The 20367-nt window shown below is 71.2% G+C and carries 13 protein-coding genes and 1 other RNA gene; 6 read left to right on the top strand and 8 right to left on the bottom strand.

Annotation, left to right across the window (positions count from 1 at the left end):
• Positions 1 to 45 precede the first annotated feature (45 nt).
• The 3 genes from LO772_RS10475 to LO772_RS10485 form a co-directional block, all read right to left on the bottom strand.
• The gene (locus tag LO772_RS10475; protein ID WP_443089387.1) at positions 46 to 2604 is read right to left on the bottom strand and encodes an arylsulfatase; all 2559 of its coding nucleotides are present in this window, start codon (positions 2602 to 2604) and stop codon (positions 46 to 48) included.
• Positions 2605 to 2923: 319 nt separating this feature from the next.
• Positions 2924 to 3562, bottom strand: coding sequence for a TetR/AcrR family transcriptional regulator (locus tag LO772_RS10480; protein WP_231778130.1), 639 nt, complete (start codon positions 3560 to 3562; stop codon positions 2924 to 2926).
• A gap of 773 nt (positions 3563 to 4335) precedes the next feature.
• Complete coding sequence (locus LO772_RS10485; protein ID WP_231778131.1) at positions 4336 to 4839, bottom strand: hypothetical protein; 504 nt, start codon at positions 4837 to 4839, stop codon at positions 4336 to 4338.
• A 353-nt stretch (positions 4840 to 5192) separates the two neighbouring features.
• Between LO772_RS10485 and LO772_RS35765 the strand changes: the two genes are divergently transcribed.
• Both LO772_RS35765 and LO772_RS10495 read left to right on the top strand, forming a co-directional pair.
• Positions 5193 to 5873, top strand: coding sequence for an endonuclease domain-containing protein (locus tag LO772_RS35765; protein WP_269453230.1), 681 nt, complete (start codon positions 5193 to 5195; stop codon positions 5871 to 5873).
• 338 nt (positions 5874 to 6211) lie between these two features.
• Positions 6212 to 7795, top strand: coding sequence for a translation initiation factor 2 (locus LO772_RS10495; protein WP_231778133.1), 1584 nt, complete (start codon positions 6212 to 6214; stop codon positions 7793 to 7795).
• A 4-nt stretch (positions 7796 to 7799) separates the two neighbouring features.
• Here LO772_RS10495 and LO772_RS10500 read toward each other — a convergent pair whose 3' ends face one another.
• Entirely contained in the window at positions 7800 to 9782 is a 1983-nt protein-coding gene (locus tag LO772_RS10500) for a hypothetical protein (RefSeq protein ID WP_231778134.1), read from the bottom strand.
• A 303-nt stretch (positions 9783 to 10085) separates the two neighbouring features.
• An RNA gene (gene rnpB / locus LO772_RS10505) (RNase P RNA component class A) lies at positions 10086 to 10489 on the bottom strand.
• A 153-nt stretch (positions 10490 to 10642) separates the two neighbouring features.
• Here rnpB and yaaA point away from each other — a divergent pair.
• The gene (gene yaaA / locus LO772_RS10510; protein ID WP_231778135.1) at positions 10643 to 11440 is read left to right on the top strand and encodes a peroxide stress protein YaaA; all 798 of its coding nucleotides are present in this window, start codon (positions 10643 to 10645) and stop codon (positions 11438 to 11440) included.
• Positions 11441 to 11455: 15 nt separating this feature from the next.
• Here the strand turns inward: yaaA and LO772_RS10515 are convergent, their stop codons facing one another.
• The 3 genes from LO772_RS10515 to LO772_RS10525 form a co-directional block, all read right to left on the bottom strand.
• Positions 11456 to 12628 carry a bifunctional RNase H/acid phosphatase gene (locus tag LO772_RS10515; RefSeq protein ID WP_231778136.1) on the bottom strand — a complete coding sequence of 391 codons (1173 nt, stop codon included), beginning with the start codon at positions 12626 to 12628 and terminating at the stop codon, positions 11456 to 11458.
• Entirely contained in the window at positions 12625 to 13368 is a 744-nt protein-coding gene (locus LO772_RS10520) for a zinc ribbon domain-containing protein (RefSeq protein ID WP_231779489.1), read from the bottom strand. Before LO772_RS10520 ends, LO772_RS10515 begins: the two co-directional genes overlap by 4 nt.
• A gap of 160 nt (positions 13369 to 13528) precedes the next feature.
• Positions 13529 to 14374, bottom strand: coding sequence for a Nif3-like dinuclear metal center hexameric protein (locus LO772_RS10525; RefSeq protein WP_231778137.1), 846 nt, complete (start codon positions 14372 to 14374; stop codon positions 13529 to 13531).
• 675 nt (positions 14375 to 15049) lie between these two features.
• Here LO772_RS10525 and lanL point away from each other — a divergent pair.
• The 3 genes from lanL to LO772_RS10540 all read left to right on the top strand — a co-directional run bounded on the left by lanL (position 15050) and on the right by LO772_RS10540 (position 20186).
• Positions 15050 to 17923, top strand: a complete 2874-nt coding sequence (gene lanL, locus LO772_RS10530) for a class IV lanthionine synthetase LanL (protein WP_231778138.1) — start codon at positions 15050 to 15052, stop codon at positions 17921 to 17923.
• The gene (locus LO772_RS10535; protein WP_231778139.1) at positions 17920 to 19935 is read left to right on the top strand and encodes an alpha/beta hydrolase family protein; all 2016 of its coding nucleotides are present in this window, start codon (positions 17920 to 17922) and stop codon (positions 19933 to 19935) included. Before lanL ends, LO772_RS10535 begins: the two co-directional genes overlap by 4 nt.
• Before the next feature lie 101 nt (positions 19936 to 20036).
• A complete protein-coding gene (locus tag LO772_RS10540; RefSeq protein ID WP_231778140.1) occupies positions 20037 to 20186 on the top strand; it encodes a VenA family class IV lanthipeptide in 150 nt (49 codons plus the stop codon).
• Positions 20187 to 20367: the final 181 nt, after the last annotated feature.

Raw genomic sequence — 20367 nt, forward strand, 5'->3', positions numbered from 1 at the left:
TTCCGATGTCCGACGCCCACAGGCGACGGTGGTCACACGGGCCGGTCAGTCGCTGTGCAGGGCGGCGCGCATTTCCGATTCCAGGTCGGGTTCCGGGACGGGGGCCGCGTCGAGGACAACGTCGTGCAGGACGCCGTTCCACGGGTGCGGCGGCCGGTAGTCCTTGTCGACGGGCAGTCCGCGGTCGTACCCGACGCTCAGGCGTGTGCCGCCGTGCTGGAAGCTCACCGGCCACGCTCCGCCCATGGGCGCCGAGGCGGTCTCCTTCCCGTCGTCGATGAGGCTGAGCGTGCCCGGGGAACCCGCGCCGGCAGCGCTCGGGCGGTAGCGCACGCCGACCGTGCGGCGCCCTGGCGCGAGGGGTTGATCCGCGGTCACCCGGTCGATGTCGCCGGCCCTGGAGCAGGTGAAGCTGAGGCGGCCGTCCGCGACACGCAGGACGAAGCCTCCGTTCAGGTCGCCGAATGCGGCCAGCACTCCGTCGCCTCCGTCGTCGGGGACGTCGACGTCCGCGGTGAGCGTGAACCCGCCCTGCATCCGCGGCAGCGACTCGTCGTGGACAGGGGTGCTGCCCGGCAGGTAGGTGGCGCGGGTGGGGAAGCCGTACACCGGGCGGATCAGCGACGCCGCACGGTCTTGCACGGTGTCATTGAGCGGCAGCACGTGGTTGCGGCGGGCCTCCGCGAACCACAGGTCCTCCAACTCGTCCACCACATCAGGGTGTTCGTCGGCGAGGTCGCGGGCTTCGGCGAAGTCGTCGGCGATACGGAACAGCGACCAGTGGTCGGCCGCGAAGTCCCTGCTGCCCAGGAGGAGTTCCTCCTCGTCGACGACGCCGCGCGGCACGTGGTCGGTCGTCGCCTTCCAGTCGCCGTGGATGATCGAGCGCGAGCCGAGCATCTCGAAGTACTGCGTCTCACGCGGGGCCGGGGCGTCCGGGTCGTCGAACGTCGCGGTCAGCGAGCGGCCGTCGACCTCCTGCTGGGGCACGCCGTCGACAACCTCCGGTGCGGGCACACCGCAGACGTCGAGGATCGTCGGCATCAGGTCCACGGCGTGCGCGATCTGGCTGCGGATCTCGCCGCGCGCGGCGATCCCGTCCGGCCAGTGCGCGATCAGCGGCGCCCGCGTCCCGCCCAGCCACGTGTAGCGCTTCCACAGCCGCAGCGGCGTGTTGCCCGCCCACGCCCAGCCCCACGCGTAGTGGGGGTAGGTCTCCGGGCCTCCCCAGTTCTCCAGTTCGGCGAGGTTCCGCGCGGTGCTGTCACCCATGCGCGAGGAGAACCGGTGCTCGTTCAGGGTGCCGAGTTGGCCGCCCTCCGCGCTCGCACCGTTGTCGGACATCAGCAGCACCAAGGTGTTGTCGAGCCGTCCGGTGCGCTCCAGGAAGTCGAGTACGCGGCCGATCTGCGCGTCGGTGTGGGTGAGGAAGCCCGCGTACACCTCCTGCATGCGCGCGAACATCCGCCGGTCGTCGGCGTCGAGCGTGTCCCAGTCCTGAATCCACGGCGGCCGTTCCGACAACTCGGTGTCGGCGGGCACGACACCGGCGGCGACCTGCCGCGCGAACGTCTCCTCGCGCCACCGCTCCCAGCCCCGGTCGAAACGGCCCCGATACGGCTCCACCCATTCCGGCGCCACGTGGTGCGGGGAGTGCATCGCCCCGAACGGCAGGTACATGAAATACGGCTTGTCGGGCGTGGCCTGCTTCTGGTCGACGATCATCCGTATCGCCGTGTCGGCCAGGTCCTCGCTCAGGTGGTAGCCGTCCTCCGGACCGGCCGGCGCCTCGACGTAGTGGTTGTCGCACACCAGTTCCGGCGCCCAGTGGTTCGCGTCACCCTGGAGGAACCCGTAGAACCGCTCGAACCCGACGCCCAGCGGCCACCGGTCGAACGGGCCCGACGCCGACCGCTCCCAACGCGGCGTCAGATGCCACTTCCCGACCGCCATCGTCGAATACCCGGCGTCCTTCAGCACACGGGGCAGAGTCGCCGCCGATTTCGGCAGCCGCGCGTTGTAACCCCGGTACGCGATCGGTATGTCCACCAGATAACCGACACCCACCGCGTGGTGATTCCGCCCGGTCAGCAGACTCGCCCGCGTCGGCGAACACAGCGCCGTGACATGAAACCTGTTGTAACGCAGCCCCCCTGCGGCCAGGCGGTCCATATGCGGCGTCGCGATATCCGACCCGAAAGAGCCGATCTGAGCAAAACCGAGGTCGTCCAGCACAATGACCAGGACATCAGGTGCGCCGTCGCGTGGCCGCGCGACGTCCGGACGCCAAGTCTCCTCGGCAGACGGGGCCAACGTGTGACGTGGACGCCGCTGTTCGCTCATGAGGCACCTTTCGCTGTCGAATGAAATTCGCGGGCATGGGACGGTTCGCTCATAGCCCTGCGATCGCTTGTGTTCGGCCGCGCCCACGCCACTGTTCGAGGGGCGACACCGCGAGGTTCGGCGACTTGGCGGTTTTTCGCGTGGCTCCTGGAGAAAAGCGCACGACAGCCAAGAGGCGGTTCCTGTCTCGGAACTTCTATTGAGCCGTCGCGACGTTGTTTTCCCCGGCAGCCACGCCGACCCGCCGAAGCGGGACTGCATTCACACCACACGACACGAACATCGTTCCCAAATCAACCGAGGACTTGTCTCACGCTCACACGACTCGACATTAAAACAGAGCGATTAATGGAGTCAAGGGCTTCGGTCCCCTACGTGCCCTGGGCGTTGCAGAAGACTGCGAGGCGTGTTCGGGGCCGGGCGTTGTTGGTGGGGGCCCTGGCTCGGGGACTGCCCAGGCGCCCCTTCGCCGACGGGACAAAGCGGCGAGGCGATCCGGGGGCGTGTGGGTGACGGGCTCACGCGCGGCCGGCGGCTGTTCCCGTCCGCGGGCGCTCGGGTCGGGAGTGTGTCGGCGTCGTCAGCGGCGTGCGCGGGTGCGCCGCAGTACCGGCGCGGTAAGCATCGCCACCACGGCGTCCACAATCCCGTCCGCGTATCCCTCGTAGTCCGGCGAACCGTCCGCCATGGACCAGTTGTGCGCCGCGAGCCGCTGTTCGAGCGCGGCCATGCCTGAGAGGATCAGCCGCCCGGCGAGTTCGTTCCGCGGTACGAAATCCGGCTCGTTGTCGCGGCCCACGGCCTCGGAGAGGAGTTCGCCGACCTCGATGCCGGAGTTGAGGCCGACATAGGACAAAGGCACGACGGTCCTGCCCTCGTAGTCACACATCCGGTTCAGGAACCGGACGTAGTGGCTTCCCGGAACGGCCGCCTGCTCCGCCAGCGGCCACACCAAGACCTCCATCAGGGCACGGACATCGCGCAACAGACCCGCTTCGCGGACATCTGCCAGCATTGCCCACCGGTGCACGTTGATTCGCGCCAGCCGGAAATCGAAAATCGCCTGGATGAGGCCGTCCCTGCCGCCGAAGTGGTACTGCACCGCCGCAACGTTGCGCTGCCCGGCTTCCTCCCCGACCTGCCGAAGCGGGACGCCTTCCACGCCCTGCAACGCAAACAACCGCTCCGCAGCCAGGACCAGATCTTCCTTTGCGCTCACCGCTCGAAATTAAAACGTTCTCATTAACGTTGTCAAGAAAATCCCAACCGTTGTTGCCGAGCGGGCGTCAACCGACCGTCGGTCCCGTCGCGTCCATGGCACCGACAGGACCCACGACGAGGGTCTCGTACCGGGAGAGGCGGACCGAGACGGCTCCGTGTGGCGCCCGCCTGGTAGTCGGCCTTTCGAGGGCGGTCGTCGCTCATCCCGAGGAGATCACGGCCGCCGGCGGAGTCGCGGCGAGCACGAACGCCCGTCTCGGGGTCGCCGTAGTACTCGCCGAAAATCGGGTGGATATGGCTGACTCGGTTGTGCGGGGACTGCCGCGGTGCGGTCGAGAGGCTGGCAGTGGTCGAGGAACTGGCGGTGGACCGCGGGCACGGCGGTGTTGCGCAAGGTGTAGCCCTGGCCGCGCCGTACGATCATGCCTTGGTCGAGGGTGGCGCGCTCGATAAGCTCCAGGTCGGCGGCGCGGAGGAAAGTCCGCGATCTTGCCCGGCATGTCGAGGACGACTGGCAGCTCCGAGGCCCGGTCTGGTGACCTCGGTGGGAAGCTGCGGGATCGAAGACCGTGGGAAGGTCCTTCCGGGGCCTTGTCCGGTCCAGGCTCCTTCGTCGGTAGTCTTGGAACGGGTATTCGTCACAGCTCTTGCCGGCAGGGCGCGTATAGGCGTCAGTGCAGGACGTCTGGTAGTTCAGCTCCTGCGCTGCCGGGTCGATCAGGTGCAGTGGTGCACTGTTGGGTCCCCCCGAGTTCCGCGACTCAGCACTGCCTAATTCGAGGCTCCACGGGACTCCAGCGATCGGTGGGCGGCCTCCATGAACTGGGCTTTGGCGTCGTCGAAGCGTGTGAAGTCACTGCTGCCCGAGCGTAGGAACCGCATGATTTCCCGCGCCCTTTCCGTCACTTCGGCAGGGCCCTCGAAGGCCACGGCGCCGAACGCCCGTTCCGCTTCCCGGCGGTCTCCTCCCGCAGTGCCGGGCGAAGCAATGTCGGCGCCCCATGCATCCACCGCCTCGATGAACTGTCCGTAGCACCGACGTCGTTGCATGTAAGCCTGTGCGTCCCGCCCATCGTCCAGTTGCAGGCGCACTGCCGCCAAAGTGGCCTCGGCCTGAATCCGGACGGACTCCAGCAACGCGTCGGCTTGCCGGTCGCCGGCGTGACGTGCGGCGGCGGCTTGTTGGCGGCCCGCTCTGTGTGCGAACCAGCCGGTGATCGTCCCGCCCATCAATGCCGCTCCGGCGGCGATCAACGCAGTTCCCAGCTCGCCCATGACGCCATCTTGCCTTGGCCAAGGAAGTCTGCGGGCGCCCACACGGTGTTGTGCTCGTCGGTCGCGCGCTGCGGGGGTCAGGAAGTTCGCACCATCGCTACCGAATCCCGCCGGTACCGTCTGCGATCAATGGCACCATCGTGCCTCCGGCATCACCGGGCCTGGCCGTCGTCGGGCGGCAAGATGATGATCGCCCCTCGCCTTGATCGATGACGCACCGGCGAACTGCCGTTTGCCCGTATCATCCGTAGTCAACGGGTACGTTCAATGGCGCATTTGCCAGAACGCCCCTCGCTGGAAGACTGCGGTCGTACCATGGCGCCGTGAACGCACCTCGGGGGCCGGATCATCCGATGACTGCATCAGATGTGGAAGTTCTTGCCCTACGCGGGCTGCCCGTTCCACCCCGCTGGGGCAGACAACCCGACGGCGGGCACATCGACCCTTGCCGTTTGCGACTGGTAGAGCCCAAGCGTGTCTACGGCGCGGGGCTGTACGCGAGAAGTGACGTATTCGGGGTTTTCCACACATGGGATCCCAAGTGCGCGACTGACGAACGGAATTGCCGCCACTGTCGACCGCGACAGGCGGCGTGGGACGAGTCGGTTCCGCTTTTGCTACCCGAGGAAGTACCGCGAAAGCATCGCTGCTTTTCGGATGCGTGGTGGTGGCCTCCCCAGGTCCCTCGGCCCCACCGCGGGCCGCTGCCTGCGAACTGGCCTGAACCGGGGCGCGTTCCTCGCTGGTTCGTCTGGTGGACACTCTATGCATTTCAGGGCAGACGATGCGCAATGTGTGATCGTCCGCCGCAGGTCATTGACCACGATCACGATTCGACTCTTGTGCGGGGGCTGCTCTGCACCCGTTGCAATAACCACGAACCGCTCTACGCCTCAGGGCGCTTGCTGTGTGTTCATCCGGCTCCGTTCCACTTCGAGGAATATTGGCGCAGTCCGCCCGCAGCGCGTTTCGCCTGGTTTTGGCCAAGAGAGAGTGGAAGCCCTACATCGTTTCTCACTCTCCCGCCAATCTGAACGGCATGGCCGCTCGATAGCTGGTCAAAACCGTAGCCCCCCGAGCGCTGTCTGTTGCGAGGTTTCCGCCCCTGTGATCCACCTTCTCCGGCGATACCGCGGACGTCCCGGCCAACCGCGCTTTCGGACTACCATCCCAACGGACACCGCGCGCCAGGACCGGCAGGAGGAACTGGCCGTATGCCGAACCCGGGGAGATGGCGGTCAGTACAATGTCGCGAGGGCAGCGGGCAGCGGGCAGCGGGCAGCGGGCAGCGGGCAGCGGGCAGCGGGCAGCGGGCAGCGGGCAGCGGGCAGTTCTCTTTGCTGTTCGGTCGGCGGTCGCCCTGTATCGCCTCTTGGATGTCCTTCCGGTCTTCGCGGGTGACGAGCGCATCACCAGGCTCTTCACTCTCGTCCCAGGCTCGGATTTCGATGCCGGAGCCCTGACAGCGGTCGAGCACGCCGGTGCTCAGGTGATTCCTTGGGCCGAAGCACACCACCGAGCGTACGATCTTGTCCTGCTCGCGAGCCCCAAGGGCGATGTCGACAGACTTCGAGGTCCACGCGTTCTGTTGCCGCACGGCGCGGGATTCAGCAAGACCGTGGCCGGAGAGGGGACATCAGGCGTTGCCTCCGGCCTGGACCCTTTCTTCCTCCGCAGAGACGGGCGTTCGTTGCCGAGCATCCACGCCCTTGCCCATCCGAGTCATCTCCGCCGCCTCGGTGAGCTGGACCTCCACGCCACCGCGCAAGCACGCGTTGTCGGAGACCCCACCCTGGACCGCATCCTTGCGTCGGTTCCGTCCCGGGACCGGTTCCGCACCGCATTGCGGACAGGCGCGCGCAAGCTGATCGTTTTGACGTCCACGTGGGGCCCGCAGTCGCTGATTCGTCAGCGCCCGGAATTGCCTGCCCTGCTGCGCGCCGCACTTCCCCTCGACGAGTACCAAGTAGCCCTTCTCATTCACCCCAACGAGCATGCCCGGCTTGGCGCTCTCAACCTCAACGAGCAACTGCGGCCCGCGATCGATGCCGGGCTCGTTCTCGCCTCCCCCTACCAGGAGTGGGCTTCTCTGCTGGTCGCCGCCGACGCGGTGGTGACCGATCACGGTTCCGCTGGGCTGTACGCGGCAGCTCTGAACCGTCCTCTGGTCGCGGCATGCCATGGCGGAGAAGAACTGATTCCCGGTACGCCGATGAGCATGCTTCTCGCGCAACTCCCGTACCTCGCGTCCGCGGAGGACCTTGAAGCGGCACTCGGCGCCGCCGACGCCGAAGCACTCGTCTCGGCCGTGGACCAGGCGTTCGCACACCGCGGGGAGGCGTTGGCGTACATGCGAGCCGCGCTCTACGGCGTTCTCGGACTCGAACCACCGGACCTGCCGGTCGCGGAAGTCCCCTTGCCCGTACCGTCCATAGCGCCGGTCTCCCCCGCCGCATTCGCGGTGGACGTCACAACCCACGGGACAACCGCCCGAATAGCCAGGTACCCGACGTACCGATCCAAGGCCGGACATCACATCGCCGCTGTTGTCGGGGTGGCCGGACACCGCCACCTGCAAAGCGCGGCAGTGGTCTATTCGCACGCTGCCGTACACCGCAATCACGCACCTCAGGCGAACCCCTGGACGGTGGCCGCCTGGACGGCGCTGATGCTTGACGAGTACCCGGGTTGTCGGACCGCTGCGGTGATCCTGTCGCGATCGCGGTGCATCGTCCGCACGCGGTCAACGGGCCTGTGGACCATGGACATCGCACCGGCCCGTGACGGCGGCCGGGTCGTGCACACCGATCCGGCCGCCGTACTCAGTGCGGCACACGTCTTGCTGAATGAAGGCCCCTCCACCATCCGGGAATTCAGCTGCGTGATCGGGCAACACGGCTTTGGCGCCCGGCTGTTTCCGTCGGGAGACGAGGCGGCGCTGCCCTTCGAGACCTGACGGGCTACCCGACTTCCGCGCTTTCGTCAGCGACGCCGTTGCGCCTGAGGATTTGCCCGGCCTCGTCCCTGTGACGCCGGGCGTTCTCCTCGTCCCCCATCGACGCACACAACTCCGCCAACGCCCCGAGGACACGCACCTGTTCGCGCTGTGCGCCACGTGCCCGGGCGCTGGTAAGCACCGTGTCGAACAGCGCTCGTGACTCATCGAACCGCCCTCGGCGGTGGAAGACGCCGCCGAGCGCGTACCCGATGCGGCCCGCAATGCGCTCACGTCTCGGCCCTTCCGCGACAGCCGCCGCGTACGCCTGGGCCAGCAGTGCCTCGGCGCGCTCCAACTCGTCCAGCCGTGACGCGGCTTCGCCGAGCCGGTAGGTCATGAGCAGCTCACCGTATGCGTTGCCGATGCCGGTGTGGAGCCGACGCGAGATCGTGAAATCGCCCGCCGCGCCCGCCCAGTCTCCGCGCGCGGACTTCAGCATTCCGCGCGACTCGACCGCCGACGCCTCCAGCTTCGTGGCGAGTTCGGTCTCTTCCATGACCGTCCGCGCGGCGAGTGCTTGTTCGATCTCCGCTTCGGCCTCGTCGAACTGGCCTTGCTCCCACAGGGCCCGCGCCGTCTGACAGCGCATGCGGACCAGCGCCGCCGTGCTGCCGCAGCGTTGCGCGGCAGCCACCCCGGTGCGGAACGCCTCGGTCGCGTCCTCGTGATGGCCATGATCGAGGAAATGCGTCCACAGCGGTTCGCACAGAGCAATGGCGTCCCCATCGCGCCCGAGGCCGTACGCCAACCGGATGCTCTCGCCCAGCGCCTGACGTTCCTCGTCGAGCCACCGCCTCGCGGCGTCTTCATCCGCGAACTCGACATCGGGGGCACCCGGCACAGGAGCAGCCGGCTCACCCACAAGCAGCCGGCGGCCGGCGGCCAGCAGATCCGCTGTTTGCGCCTGGCGCACGTACCAGCGGATGATCCGGACCAGAGCGTCCGTGCGCTCCACCTCATTGCCGTCCTCCCGACCCCGGCGCCGCGCATGCGAGCGAAGGGCTTCCGGGAGGCGCAGCCGATTGCCGCGGCCGTCCAGCAGACCGACTTCCTCAAGTTCCTCCAGCGCTTCATCTGCCGCGTCCGCGCCTCGACCCAGCAACGCGGCGGCGGAGGCGGGAGTCAGGGTCGAGCCAGGAAACACCTCGAGCAGTCGGTATAGGTGGGCGGCACTCTCACTCAGCATCCGATAACCCACATTCCATGCCGCTTCAACGGTGGAAATACCCTTGTCATCCATTTCTGCTGCGAACTCTCGCAGCAACCGGCTCAACGGTCGGCGCCGATATCGGCGGATCCACTGCGCCGCGGTATGCAAAGCCGCAGGGAGGCCCGAGCAGATCCGCATGATGCCCGAAAGCGCATCCGGCTCGGCGCGAAGCCGGGGATCGTCCGCCGTAACGAGCCGCAGCAGCTCGAACGCTTGCGCGTCCGGCAGGGGCTCGAGCGGCAGCTCCAACGGCGCCGCCTGATCCAGGTCATACAGCGGGCCATGGCTGATCACGATCACCATGCTCTCGCCGGAAGCGGGGAGTAGGGGACGGACCTCCGCTCCGTACCACGCATTGTCCACGATCGTGATCAGCCGTTGGCCATCGGTCTTCGACCAGAACTGTTTGCAGCGTTCCGGGAAGCTGCTTTTCAACATGTCGGGCGGAACACCCAGGGAACCGAGTAATTCTCCCAGCACGTCGAAGACTTCGACGGCACCGCCGCGTCGACGGTCGTCCAGATTCGTGTACAGCACGTGGTCGGGAAATCGCGATCGCAGCGTACGCGCCAGCCGGTACGCCAGTTCGGTCTTGCCCGATCCCGCCCGGCTCCGAAGGCCCACACACGCGGGCCTCGCGGCGCCTACCGTGCCGGCGACCGCTTCCAACACCTGCTGCTGTTCCGTCTCCCGACCCACGAAGTGGGCAATATCGGGCGGAAGTTGGTACACCACGAGGCAACTCCGCTGCAGTGACGCCCGGCTCGGTCACCGCGCCGGGCGTCCTGGTGTCAGCCGTGCGCCACCCACCTCATGGACCCCCGTCCGCGGCTGACACGACTCTAGAGCAATCAAGGACGGGATTGGCCTGCTCATACGGGGAAACGCGAGCAGGTGACGCGCCCGCCACTGAACGTACCCCCGAACACCGTGAAACGGTACGCAGCACACGCCAACCCGACACCGGTCGGCAAGTCCGGGATCGGGTGCTCTGACCTGCGTAAATGCAGGTCAGAGCACCTGATCCCGAGATGGCGACGGAAGAGACCGGCCTGTACGCCGGGTTCTGTCTCGCGAGGGCCTTGCGGCCCGCGCGGAGGCGGTCATCCATCTGGGGCCGGCGTTGCCGTCGGCCTCGTGCGGTCTACCCGCAGGCTCGGGCGGGCAGCCCTCGAACGCCTGCGCAGGAACCCGAGGGTTCCCTTGTGACCTTGCTCCGGGTGGGGTTTACCGAGCCGCCCGAGTCACCTCGGGCGCTGGTGGTCTCTTACACCACCGTTTCACCCTTACCAGGTGCCCGCGTGGGCGCCTGGCGGTCTGTTTTCTGTGGCACTGTCCCGTGGGTCGCCCCAGGTGGGTGTTACCCACCACCCTGCCGTGTGGAGCCCGGACGTTCCTCGGCGGAACCGCGAGGGTTCCGACGCGACCGCCCGGCCGACTCTTCCGCCGTACGACCAGCCTATCGTGCGGGTGAACCGCGCTTTCGCCGTGATCCGCGAACGCCCGGCTTTGTCGCGGCTTGTGTGCGTCTCGCGGGAGTTGGGGCGGCATAAAGTAAGGGCGCTCGTCGTCCGCGTGTTTGGGGAGTTGCGTCCGTGCTCGTGCTGTTGCCGCCCTCGGAGGGCAAGGCGTCGGGGGGTTCCGGCCCCGTTCTCGATCTCGCCGGGCTGTCGCTCCCCGAGCTGACGGCGGCCCGCGAACGCGTGATCGACTCGCTGGTCACCTTGTGCGAGGGGGACGAGACGAAAGCCCTCGAAATGCTGGGGCTCGGGCCGAAGCTGCGCGGTGAGGTGCTGCGCAACCTGGAGGTGCGGGAGGCACCGACGCTGCCGGTGTCGGAGCTGTACACGGGGGTGCTGTACGACGCGCTCGGGCTCGGCACGCTCGACCGGGCGACGGCGCGCCGGGCCGAGCGGTGCCTGCTGGTGTTCTCGGGGCTGTGGGGCGCGCTGCGGCCGGCCGACCGGGTGCCGCCGTACCGGCTCTCGATGGGCGTACGCCTGCCGGGCCTCGGCGCGCTGCCCGGGCTGTGGCGTGCGGCGATGGACAAGGCGCTGCCCGAACTCGCGGGCGAGGGGCTGGTGTTGGACCTGCGCTCGTCGGCGTACGTACCGGCGTGGCGGCCGGCGGGCGAGGTCGCGGCCCGGACCGCGACGGTGCGGGTGCTGCACGAACGCGTGGTCGACGGGGTCACGCGGCGGTCGGTCGTCAGCCACTTCAACAAGGCGACGAAGGGGCGGCTGACGCGGCAGCTGCTGGTGGCGGGCGCGGAGCCGGCGGACCCCGCGGAACTGGCCGTCGCGCTCCGCGACCTGGGCTGGACGGTGGAGGTCGCGAAGCCCGCGAAGCGCAACGCGGCGTGGGGCCTGGATGTGGTCGTCTCGGAGGTCTGATCGCTCGCGTGCGCGCTACCGCGGGCGGAGGTGGGCCGTGTCGTTGAAGGCGCGCAGCGACGCGTTGCCGTCCGCCCACCAGCTGATGACCGTGAACGCCGCCGCCGAGAGTTCCATGCGGAAGAGAGAGTCCGCGGGCGCGTCGAGCGCGAGCCGCACCAGCGTCTTGACGGGGGTGACGTGGGTCACCACGAGGACCGTCTTGCCGGGGTGGCGCGCGAGGACTTTGTCACGGGCGACGGCGACGCGCCGGGCGACCTCGACGAAGGTCTCGCCGCCGGGCGGGGCGGCGTCGGGGGACGCCAGCCAGGCGGAGAGTTCGTCGGGCCAGCGCTCCCGGGCCTCGCCGAAGGTCAGGCCCTCCCACGCGCCGAAGTCCGTTTCGCGGAAACCCTCTTCGACGCGGACCGGCAGACCGAGGCGGCGCGCGGCGGCGTCCGCGGTCTGGCGGCAGCGGGCCAGCGGCGACGTGACGATGGCCTGGATGGTGCCGCGCGCGGCCAGATAGTCGGCGGCGCGCTCGGCCTGGAAGCGTCCGGTCTCGGAGAGTTCGGGGTCGCCGCCGACGCCGGAGAACCGCTTGTGCGGGGTGAGCGGCGTCTCGCCGTGGCGCAGGAGGACGAGTGTGGTCGGGGTGCCGAGGTCGGCGCCCCAACCGGTGGGCGGGGGAACGGGTTTCGTCGCCTCGGGGGCGGCGTCGGCGGCGGACGCGGTTGCCTGGTCGACGAGTTGCGGGTCGACCGCGACGGGGGTCTTCGGACGCCACACCTCGCCCTTGGCGGCGAGGTCCATGGCCTCGTTGGCGAGGCGGTCGGCGTGCTTGTTCTTCTCGCGCGGCACCCACGTGTACGTCACGCGCCCGGCCGGATACAGCGCCCGTACCCGTGCGGCGAGTTCGCGCATGTCGGCGTGCTTGATCTTCCAGCGGCCCGACATCTGCTCGACGACGAGCTTGGAGTCGGCGCGTACTTCGACGGGCGCGTCCGGGTCGAGGTCGCGCGCGGCGGTCAACCCGGCGAGTACGCCGCGGTATTCGGCGACGTTGTTGGTCGCGACGCCGATGGCCTCGCCCATCTCCCACAGCAGCGCGCCGGTGGCCGCGTCGCGGACGAGCGCGCCGTACGCCGCCGGGCCCGGGTTGCCGCGCGAGCCGCCGTCGGCCTCGACGACGAACCGGCGGGCGCTCAAAGGCCCGACTCCGCGGTGCGCACGAGGATCCGGCGGCAGTTGTCGCAGCGCACGATCGTGTCGGGCGCCGCGGCGCGAATGGCGTTGAGGTCGGTGATGCCGAGTTCGAGGCGGCAGCCCTCGCAGCGGCGCTGGTAAAGGGCCGCGGCGCCGACGCCGTGCTGCTGTTCGCGGATCTTCTCGTACAGCTTGAGCAGTTCCGCCGGGACCGCGGCGGCGACGACCCCGCGCTGCTTGGTGTCGCCGGCGCTCTCGGTCTCGATCTCGGCGAGTGCGGCGTCGCGCCGGGCGGTCGCGGTGTCGCGCTCGGCCTGGGCCGCGTCGCGCTCCTCGACGAGCCCGGCCAGGCGGGTCTGGATCTCGTCGCGGCGCTCCATGATCTCCAGGACGACCTCTTCCAGGTCGCCTTGGCGCTTGGCCAGCGAGGTGATCTCGTGCTGGAGGTTCTCCAGCTCCTTGGGCGAGGTGATGCGGCCCGAGTCGAGGCGCTGCTGGTCGCGCTCGGCGCGGCTGCGGACCTGGTCGACGTCTTGTTCGGCCTTGGTCTGCTCGCGCGCGGCGTCGCTGTCCTCGGTCTCGGCGGCGACGACGAGGTCGCGCAGCGTCGCGAGGCGGCTGCCCAGGCGGTCGATCTCCTCGTGTTCGGGGAGGGTGCGGCGGCGGTGGGCGAGCCGGTCCAGGCGGGAGTCGAGCGCTTGGAGGTCGAGCAGGCGGAGCTGATCGGCGGGCGCGGCGTTCAGTGGGGGCTCCTCGGGGTTCGCGGTGGGTTTGCGTCGTGGGCGGGCGGTGCGGCCGACGCCGTGGTGGGTGCGGTCCGGAGCGGGCGTCGCGGTTCGGCCGCTCCCGCTCGCGCCGCCGGGCACCGGTCGAGCGGTCGGCGCCCGGCGGTCGGCCTGTGTTTCAGGGGCCTTGTCGTGCGGTCGGGCCGGGGATGTGGAACGCCCACGGATCGGTGGCCAGGCGTGACACGTGTGTCTCCACCGTAGCCCCGGACGCGGCGAGCTCGGCCGCCAGTTCCCGGGCGGCGTGGTCGAGCCAGGGCCGCTCGGTGGCCCAGTGCGCGGCGTCGACGAGCGCGGGGCCGCCGGCCTCCAGGGCCTCGGACGCCGGGTGGTGGCGCAGGTCGGCGGTGAGGTAGACGTCGGCGCCGCTGTGGCGGGCGGCCTCGAACAGGCTGTCGCCGGCGCCTCCGCATACGGCGACGGTGGTGATCTCGCGGTCCGGGTCCCCGGCGACGCGGAGGCCGGCGGCGGTCTCCGGCAGGGCCTTCGCGGCGCGGGCGGCGAACGCGGCGAGCGATTCGGGCGCGGGCAGTGTCCCGACGCGGCCGATGCCCCGGCAGCCGCGGGGGTCGGCGGCGCTGGGGTCGAGGGGGCCGGTGACGGTCAGGCCGAGGACGGCGGCGAGGGCGTCGGAGACGCCGGGGTCGGCGGAGTCCGCGTTGGTGTGGGCGACGGCCAGCGCGCAGTCGCCCTTGATGAGGCTGTGGACGACGCGCCCCTTGAACCCCGTCGCGGCGACGGAATGCACGCCGCGCAGGAACAGGGGGTGGTGGGTGACCAGCAGGTCGGCGCCCCACGCGAGTGCTTCGTCGGCGACGGCCTGGACGGGGTCGACCGCGAACATCACCTTGCGGACCTCGGCGTCCGGGTCGCCGCACACGAGGCCGACGGCGTCCCACGATTCGGCCCACGCCGGATCGTAGCGGCGGTGCAGCGTGGCGAGGACGTCGGAGAGCTTGGGCACGGGTCGAGGTTACCGTGGCCGCCCGAAACAACCGGACGGCCGGGGAACCGCGGGGCCCGAGGCGAGCGGGCGGCGGGGCGGGCCCTCCGGTGTCCGCCGGAACGGCGGCGTCGCACCGCGGGGCAAGGCGGGTCGAACCCTCGGCGGCGCCCCGGCTCTTCGCTCCGGCGGTGGGCACCAGGTGTGACGGACGTGACGGGTGCGGCGGCCGTGGCCGGCGGTGTGCCGGCAACCGGCCTGTCACCAGGGCGTTCGCGGGGCGTCCCGGGCCCTTGCGGGGCGGAACCTCCATATCGTCACACCATGCTCTTTACCGCGCCCAACCCCAACGTGCCGGGTGTTCCCGGGTTACTTCACCCATGCGAGTGAACCCCTCGGCAACGCGTTGAGCCGCCCGGAAAACGGACCGTACGGTCGTTCACAACCCGCCGGGTGGGGGAGCAACACCGGGCACCCGTCGGGAAGTTCGTTCCGTACCCGCCATCAGGGCGGGTGGCGGGGGGCAAGGTGTTCCGGGCGCCGGCCGCAGGACCTCGCGGTCCCGCCGGGCCGGACACGAGGGGGGGATCAGCGGTGGCGGAAACAGGAGTTCGTGGGGACCGTGCCGATGGGAACGGCACGGTCCGCGACCCGCGGGGGTCGCGAGGGGGAGCCTTCTCCGAGCACGTCCGAGCCGTGCTCGGCGCCGGGGAACCGAGCGGCGGCGGCCCCGGTGCCGCGGCGGACGCGGGCGCGTGGTCCGTGCGCGTCGACGACCTGTGGTGCACGGCGACCCCGCGCGACCGCGAACTGCCCGCGCAGGGCTGGAAGATCCACGTCAGCACCACCACCGGCTCCGCACGCGCCGTGCTGGAGCGCGTGTGCGGCGTCGTGGTCCCGCGTACCGCCGCGTTCAAGTGCGTGGCCGGCACCGAGCTGCTGCGCAAACTGAACTCGCGTGAGGCGGACCGGAGTTCGTCGGGCAAGTTCATCACCGTCTACCCGCACGACGACGACGCGTTCGTCGACCTGGCCGAGGCGCTGGACGCGGCGACGCGCGGCCTGGCCGGCCCCGGCATCCTGACGGACCGGCCGGTGCGCCCGGGCGGGATCGTCCACTACCGGTACGGCGGATTCAGCGGGCACGCGCGCCTCGGCAACGACGGGGCGTACCGCGCCGTGCTCGTCGCCCCCGACGGCACCGAGACCGAAGACTCCCGCGAGGCGTGGTTCGCGCCGCCCGCGTGGGCCCGCGATCCGCTGGTCGCCGCACGCCGCAGGACCGCGGGCGAGGGGACGCGCGCACCCGGTGTGAAATCCGCCGGCGGCGTCCTGGTCGCCGGGCGCTTCTCGGTCGCGTCGGCGATCCGGCACTCCGCCAAGGGCGGCGTCTTCGCCGGCACCGACACGCTGACCGGCGCGGACGTGGTCGTGAAACAGGCTCGGGCACACGTCGAGGTGGACCACTCCGGACGCGACGCGCACGCCGCGCTACGGCACGAGTCCGCGCTGCTGCTGCGCCTCGCCGACACCGGCCTGACACCACGTCATGTCGCGTTGGTGGAGCAGGAGGACACGCTGTTCCTCGCGCAGGAACGCGTCGTGGGAACGTCGTTGCGCGCGTGGGTCATGAGCCGCGTCGGCACCTCCCCCGGCGACACCGACGGCGCGCCGGACGTCCCGTGGGAACAGGCCCGCGACATCGTCGGCGAACTCGTGCGCGTCGTCGCCGACATGCACGACGCCGGCCTGGTCGTCCGCGATCTGTCGCCCACCAACGTGATGGTGACGCCGGACGGCGGCGTTCGCCTGATCGACCTCGAACTCGCGGCGCGGATCGGCGAGTCGGCGGGAGCCGCGGGAACTCCCGGCTACCGTGCGCCGGAACAGCGGGCCGCCGCGACCGGGCCCTCCCGCGGCGTGCACCGCGCCGCCGTCGAGGCGGACCTCCACAGCGTCGGCGGGCTGCTGTTCCTCCTGGCGACCGGAGCCGACCCCGCACTCCCCGACGACGACACCGCGGACGGGCACGTGCCGCGGACCACCGTCGAACGCCTCGGCCCGTGGCTGGACGCCGCGGCCCGCCACGGCCGCACCGCACGGCTGCTGGCCCCCGCGATCCGCGGGCTGATGCACGACGACCCGGGCCTGCGCTGGGACTTGGCACGGCTGCGCACCCACCTCGCGAACATCGGGCAGCGCGCGGCCACCACCCCGCCGCCCGCACCCGCCGGACGCGGGCACACCGCGGACCCCGCGCACCACAAGGCGGCCGGGGCACCGGACTCCGCCGACGCGCTGATCGACCGCGTCCTCGCCGACAGCCTCGCCCACCTCGCCGCGACCATGACCCCGGAACGCCGCGACCGCCTGTGGCCCGTCACACCCGGCGGCGCCGCGATGGACCCGTGTTCCGTGCAGTACGGCGCCGCCGGGGTGCTCGGCGTCGTCGTCCGCGCGGCGCAAACCCCCGGGCTGCCCGCCGAGTTGCGCGGCACACTCACCGACACCGCCCGCGTCGCCGCGCGGTGGCTGCGCGAGCGCGCGGCCCGCGAACCCGTCGCCCTCCCGGGCCTGCACTTCGGCCGGTCCGGCACCGCGTGGGCGCTGCTGGACGCCGCCGAACTGCTCGACGACGACGAACTCCTGGCGTACGCCGTGGAGTCGGCCCTCAGCGTGCCCGTCCGATGGCCGAACCCCGACGTCTGCCACGGCGCCGCCGGCGCCGGCTTCACGCAGCTGCGGCTGGGCGAGGCGACCGGCGACGACCGGTTCCGGCAGCGCGTCGTCGCGTGCGCCGACGGGCTGCTCGCCGCCGCCCGCGAACACGGCGACCTGACGCTGTGGCCGGTGCCGAAGGACTTCGACTCGCGCCTGGCCGGCGCCGCACACCTCGGCTACGCCCACGGGGTCGCCGGAATCGGCGCGTTCCTGCTCGCCGCCGGACGCGCCACCGGGCGCGGCGCCTACCTCCGGGCCGCGCTCGCGGCCGGACGCACGCTGGCGCGGACCGTGCGCGCGGACGACCGCGACACCGCCCGTCCCGGCGACGGCGCCGACCGGACCGCGGCCTGGTGGGCCCAGGGGCCGGCCGACCCGCCGGGCGTGCGGCTCGCGCACTGGTGCAGCGGCTCGTCCGGCGTGGGCACGTTCCTGATCCGACTGTGGGACGCCACCGGCGACCCCCTGCTGCGCGACCTCGCCGAGCAGGCCGGCACCGCCGTGCGCCGGGCCCGCTGGCACAGCGGCACCACCGCGTGCCACGGCCTCGCCGGGAACGGGGAGTTCCTGCTCGACCTCGCCGAATTCCTCGGCACGGAAGCCAAGACGTACCGCGACCACGCCCGGGAGTGCGCCGAACTCATCGCCGTGCGCGGCGCGTTGCTCGGCGGGCGGATGGTGCCGTGCGACGAGACCGCGATCGGCGTCTCGGCGTCGTACGGCACCGGACTGGCCGGTGCCGCGGGCTTCCTCCTGCGCCTTCGGCACGGCGGGCCGCGTCTGTGGACCGACCCCGTCGGTGCCGCGCCCACCACCGCCTCCGGTGCCGAAGGAGGGCCGGCCGCGTGACGACCGCCCTCACCGCCGCGCCGGTGCGCCGTGTCAGTTACTCCTTCTCCCCGGACGCCGCGTACGCCGCGTGTCTCGCCGCCGCGCCGGACGGCTCGTGGCACATAGAGACGTGGTCGCTGCGCGCCGACGAGCGCGGCGCGCTGCCCGCTCCCCGGCGCCTGACCACGCGCCCCGAGCGCCCGCACGCGCAGTTGCTCGCGCGGTCCGACGGATCGGTGCTGATCTGCCGACACGGACCGGGGCGGCACGAAATCGTCGTGGTCGGCGGCCCCGATGACGCCGGGGCCGCCGGCCACGCGGACGGCGCTGCGCGCGAGCGGCACGTCGCCACCGTGCGCGGACCGGGCCTGCGCCTGCTGCCCTGGCCCGGTGACGACGGCCTCGCGCTGGCGCTCGGCACCGACACGACGCCCACGACCACCGTGTGGCGGCTGCCGACCGACGGCGGCCCGCCGGAGGCCCTGGCCGAGCTGCCGGGGCTGTTCGGCGGCGGTGTGTGGCTCGACCCCGGCGGGCGCCGCCTGGCGTTGGACGCGGTCCGCGACGGCCGGGTCAAAAGCGCCGTGCTCGACCTGGGCACGGCACAGCTCGCACCGCTCCTGGAGATGGCCGAGCACAGCAACGACCGGCTGCAATTGTGCGACCCGGCCAGCGGGTTGCTCGTCATCGCCAGTGACGCTCCGGGCCACGACCGGCTCGGCTGGATCCGGCTGCCCTCGGATCCGGCCGCGCCTGTCGGCCAGGTGCGCTTCCCCGAGACCGTGCATCTGCCGAACACGACCGTGCGGCCGGTCGCGATCGCACCGGACGGCGCCCGGGTCGCGCTGCAACTCGACCGCGGGGCCACCTCGCGGCTCGCGGTGTGGGGGCCCGAGGACGGCACGCTGCTGGACGTGATGATGCCTGACGGCTGCCTCGGCGGCGTGGCGCGCTGGACGAGCACGGGCCTGCACATCCCGTTCTCGGCGCCGGATCTGCCGGGCGGCCTCGCGACCGTGCTGCCCGAGCGGCCGGGGCGCTGGAACATCGCGGGGGCGAGCGGGGTGCGCCCGCACACGTCGCGGGCCGTTCCGACGGCGGGCACCGCACCGATTCCCGCCGCGGCCTGGCCCGCGGCGGAACACTCGGAGGCGTCCGGTTCCGGCGGCGCGAACACCTGGAAGCCCCCGCAGTTGGAGATCGCGTCCGACGCGACCTCGCCGACACCGGACGGCCCCGCCTCGTCTCCGTGGCGGAGCGCGCACCTGGAGTTGCTCGTCGGCGAGGACGGGCCGATCGAGTCGGTCGTGTACGGCGGTCCCGACTGGCGTGCGGCCGACCGCGTCGTCATCGCCCTGCACGGCGGTCCGGCCGCCGCGTGGCGGTTCGAATTCTCGCCGCTGTTCCAGTACTTCGCGTCGCACGGCATCGCGGTCGTGGCGCCCAACCAGCGCGGCAGCATCGGGTACGGCGATGCGTACGCCGCGTGCCTGCACGGCGCGTGGGGCGGCCCGGACCTCGACGACGTCACCGCGATCGTCCGTACGCTGACCGCCGAACGCGCCGCTGCGGGACGGACGCTGCCGGCGCTGTTCGGGACGAGCTACGGCGCGTACCTCGCCCTCCTGGCGGCCTGCACGACACCCGCCGCGTGGTCGTGCGTGCTGGCCATCGCGCCCTTCCTGTCCGGACCACGCCTCATCGTCGAAGCCTCGCTGCCGGTACGGGCGTTGATGACCCGGCTGGGCGGCGACACCGAACTCGCCGACGCCCTCGGGCCGCGCGACGTGCTGCGGCTGTGCGAGGGCATCCGCGCCCCCTTGCTGTTCGTCCACGGCGATCGCGACGACGTGATCCCGGTCGGACAATCGCGCGCGCTGCGCCACCGGCTGCTGCGGATCGGCCGGATGGAAGGCCACGACTTCCGCTATCTGGAGCTTCCCGGCCGAGGCCATGAGGTCTTCGCCGGGGACGGGGCTCCGGAGCTGTACGCCCGCTTGACCGCGTTCCTCGGAACCGGTCGGGTGTGACGCTCCCGGCGCCCCGGCACGACCCGCTCCGGGATCTCCCCGGCAGCGGCCCCGGTCACGGACCCCGTGAAGGGCCGTCCGTGCGACGAAAGGACACAACCATGCAGAACCTCGAAACCGACCTCGCCGCCCTGCAGCGCCTGCCCGAAATCGAATCGGTCGAGCTGGGCGGCGGCCACGGCGGTGGCGGCGGCGGGTGCGAGTTCACCTGCCTGATCGTCACCTGCCTCATCTTCACGATCGGCGGCTGACGCCGGGCGCCCCGTGGGCGCCGAGGGTCTGAACGACCCGTGTTGACGGGACCGGGAGTTCCTGCCGCAATCAGGAACTCCCGGTTCCACCAACTCTGCCAGCGCGAGGCGGGCCGGGACAAAGGGGCGGGCGGCGGGGGCGATCGCCCGCACGACGCGGACCGCCGCCCGATGCCGGGGT

This window comes from Yinghuangia sp. ASG 101, from assembly GCF_021165735.1.
Lineage (GTDB): Bacteria > Actinomycetota > Actinomycetes > Streptomycetales > Streptomycetaceae > Yinghuangia.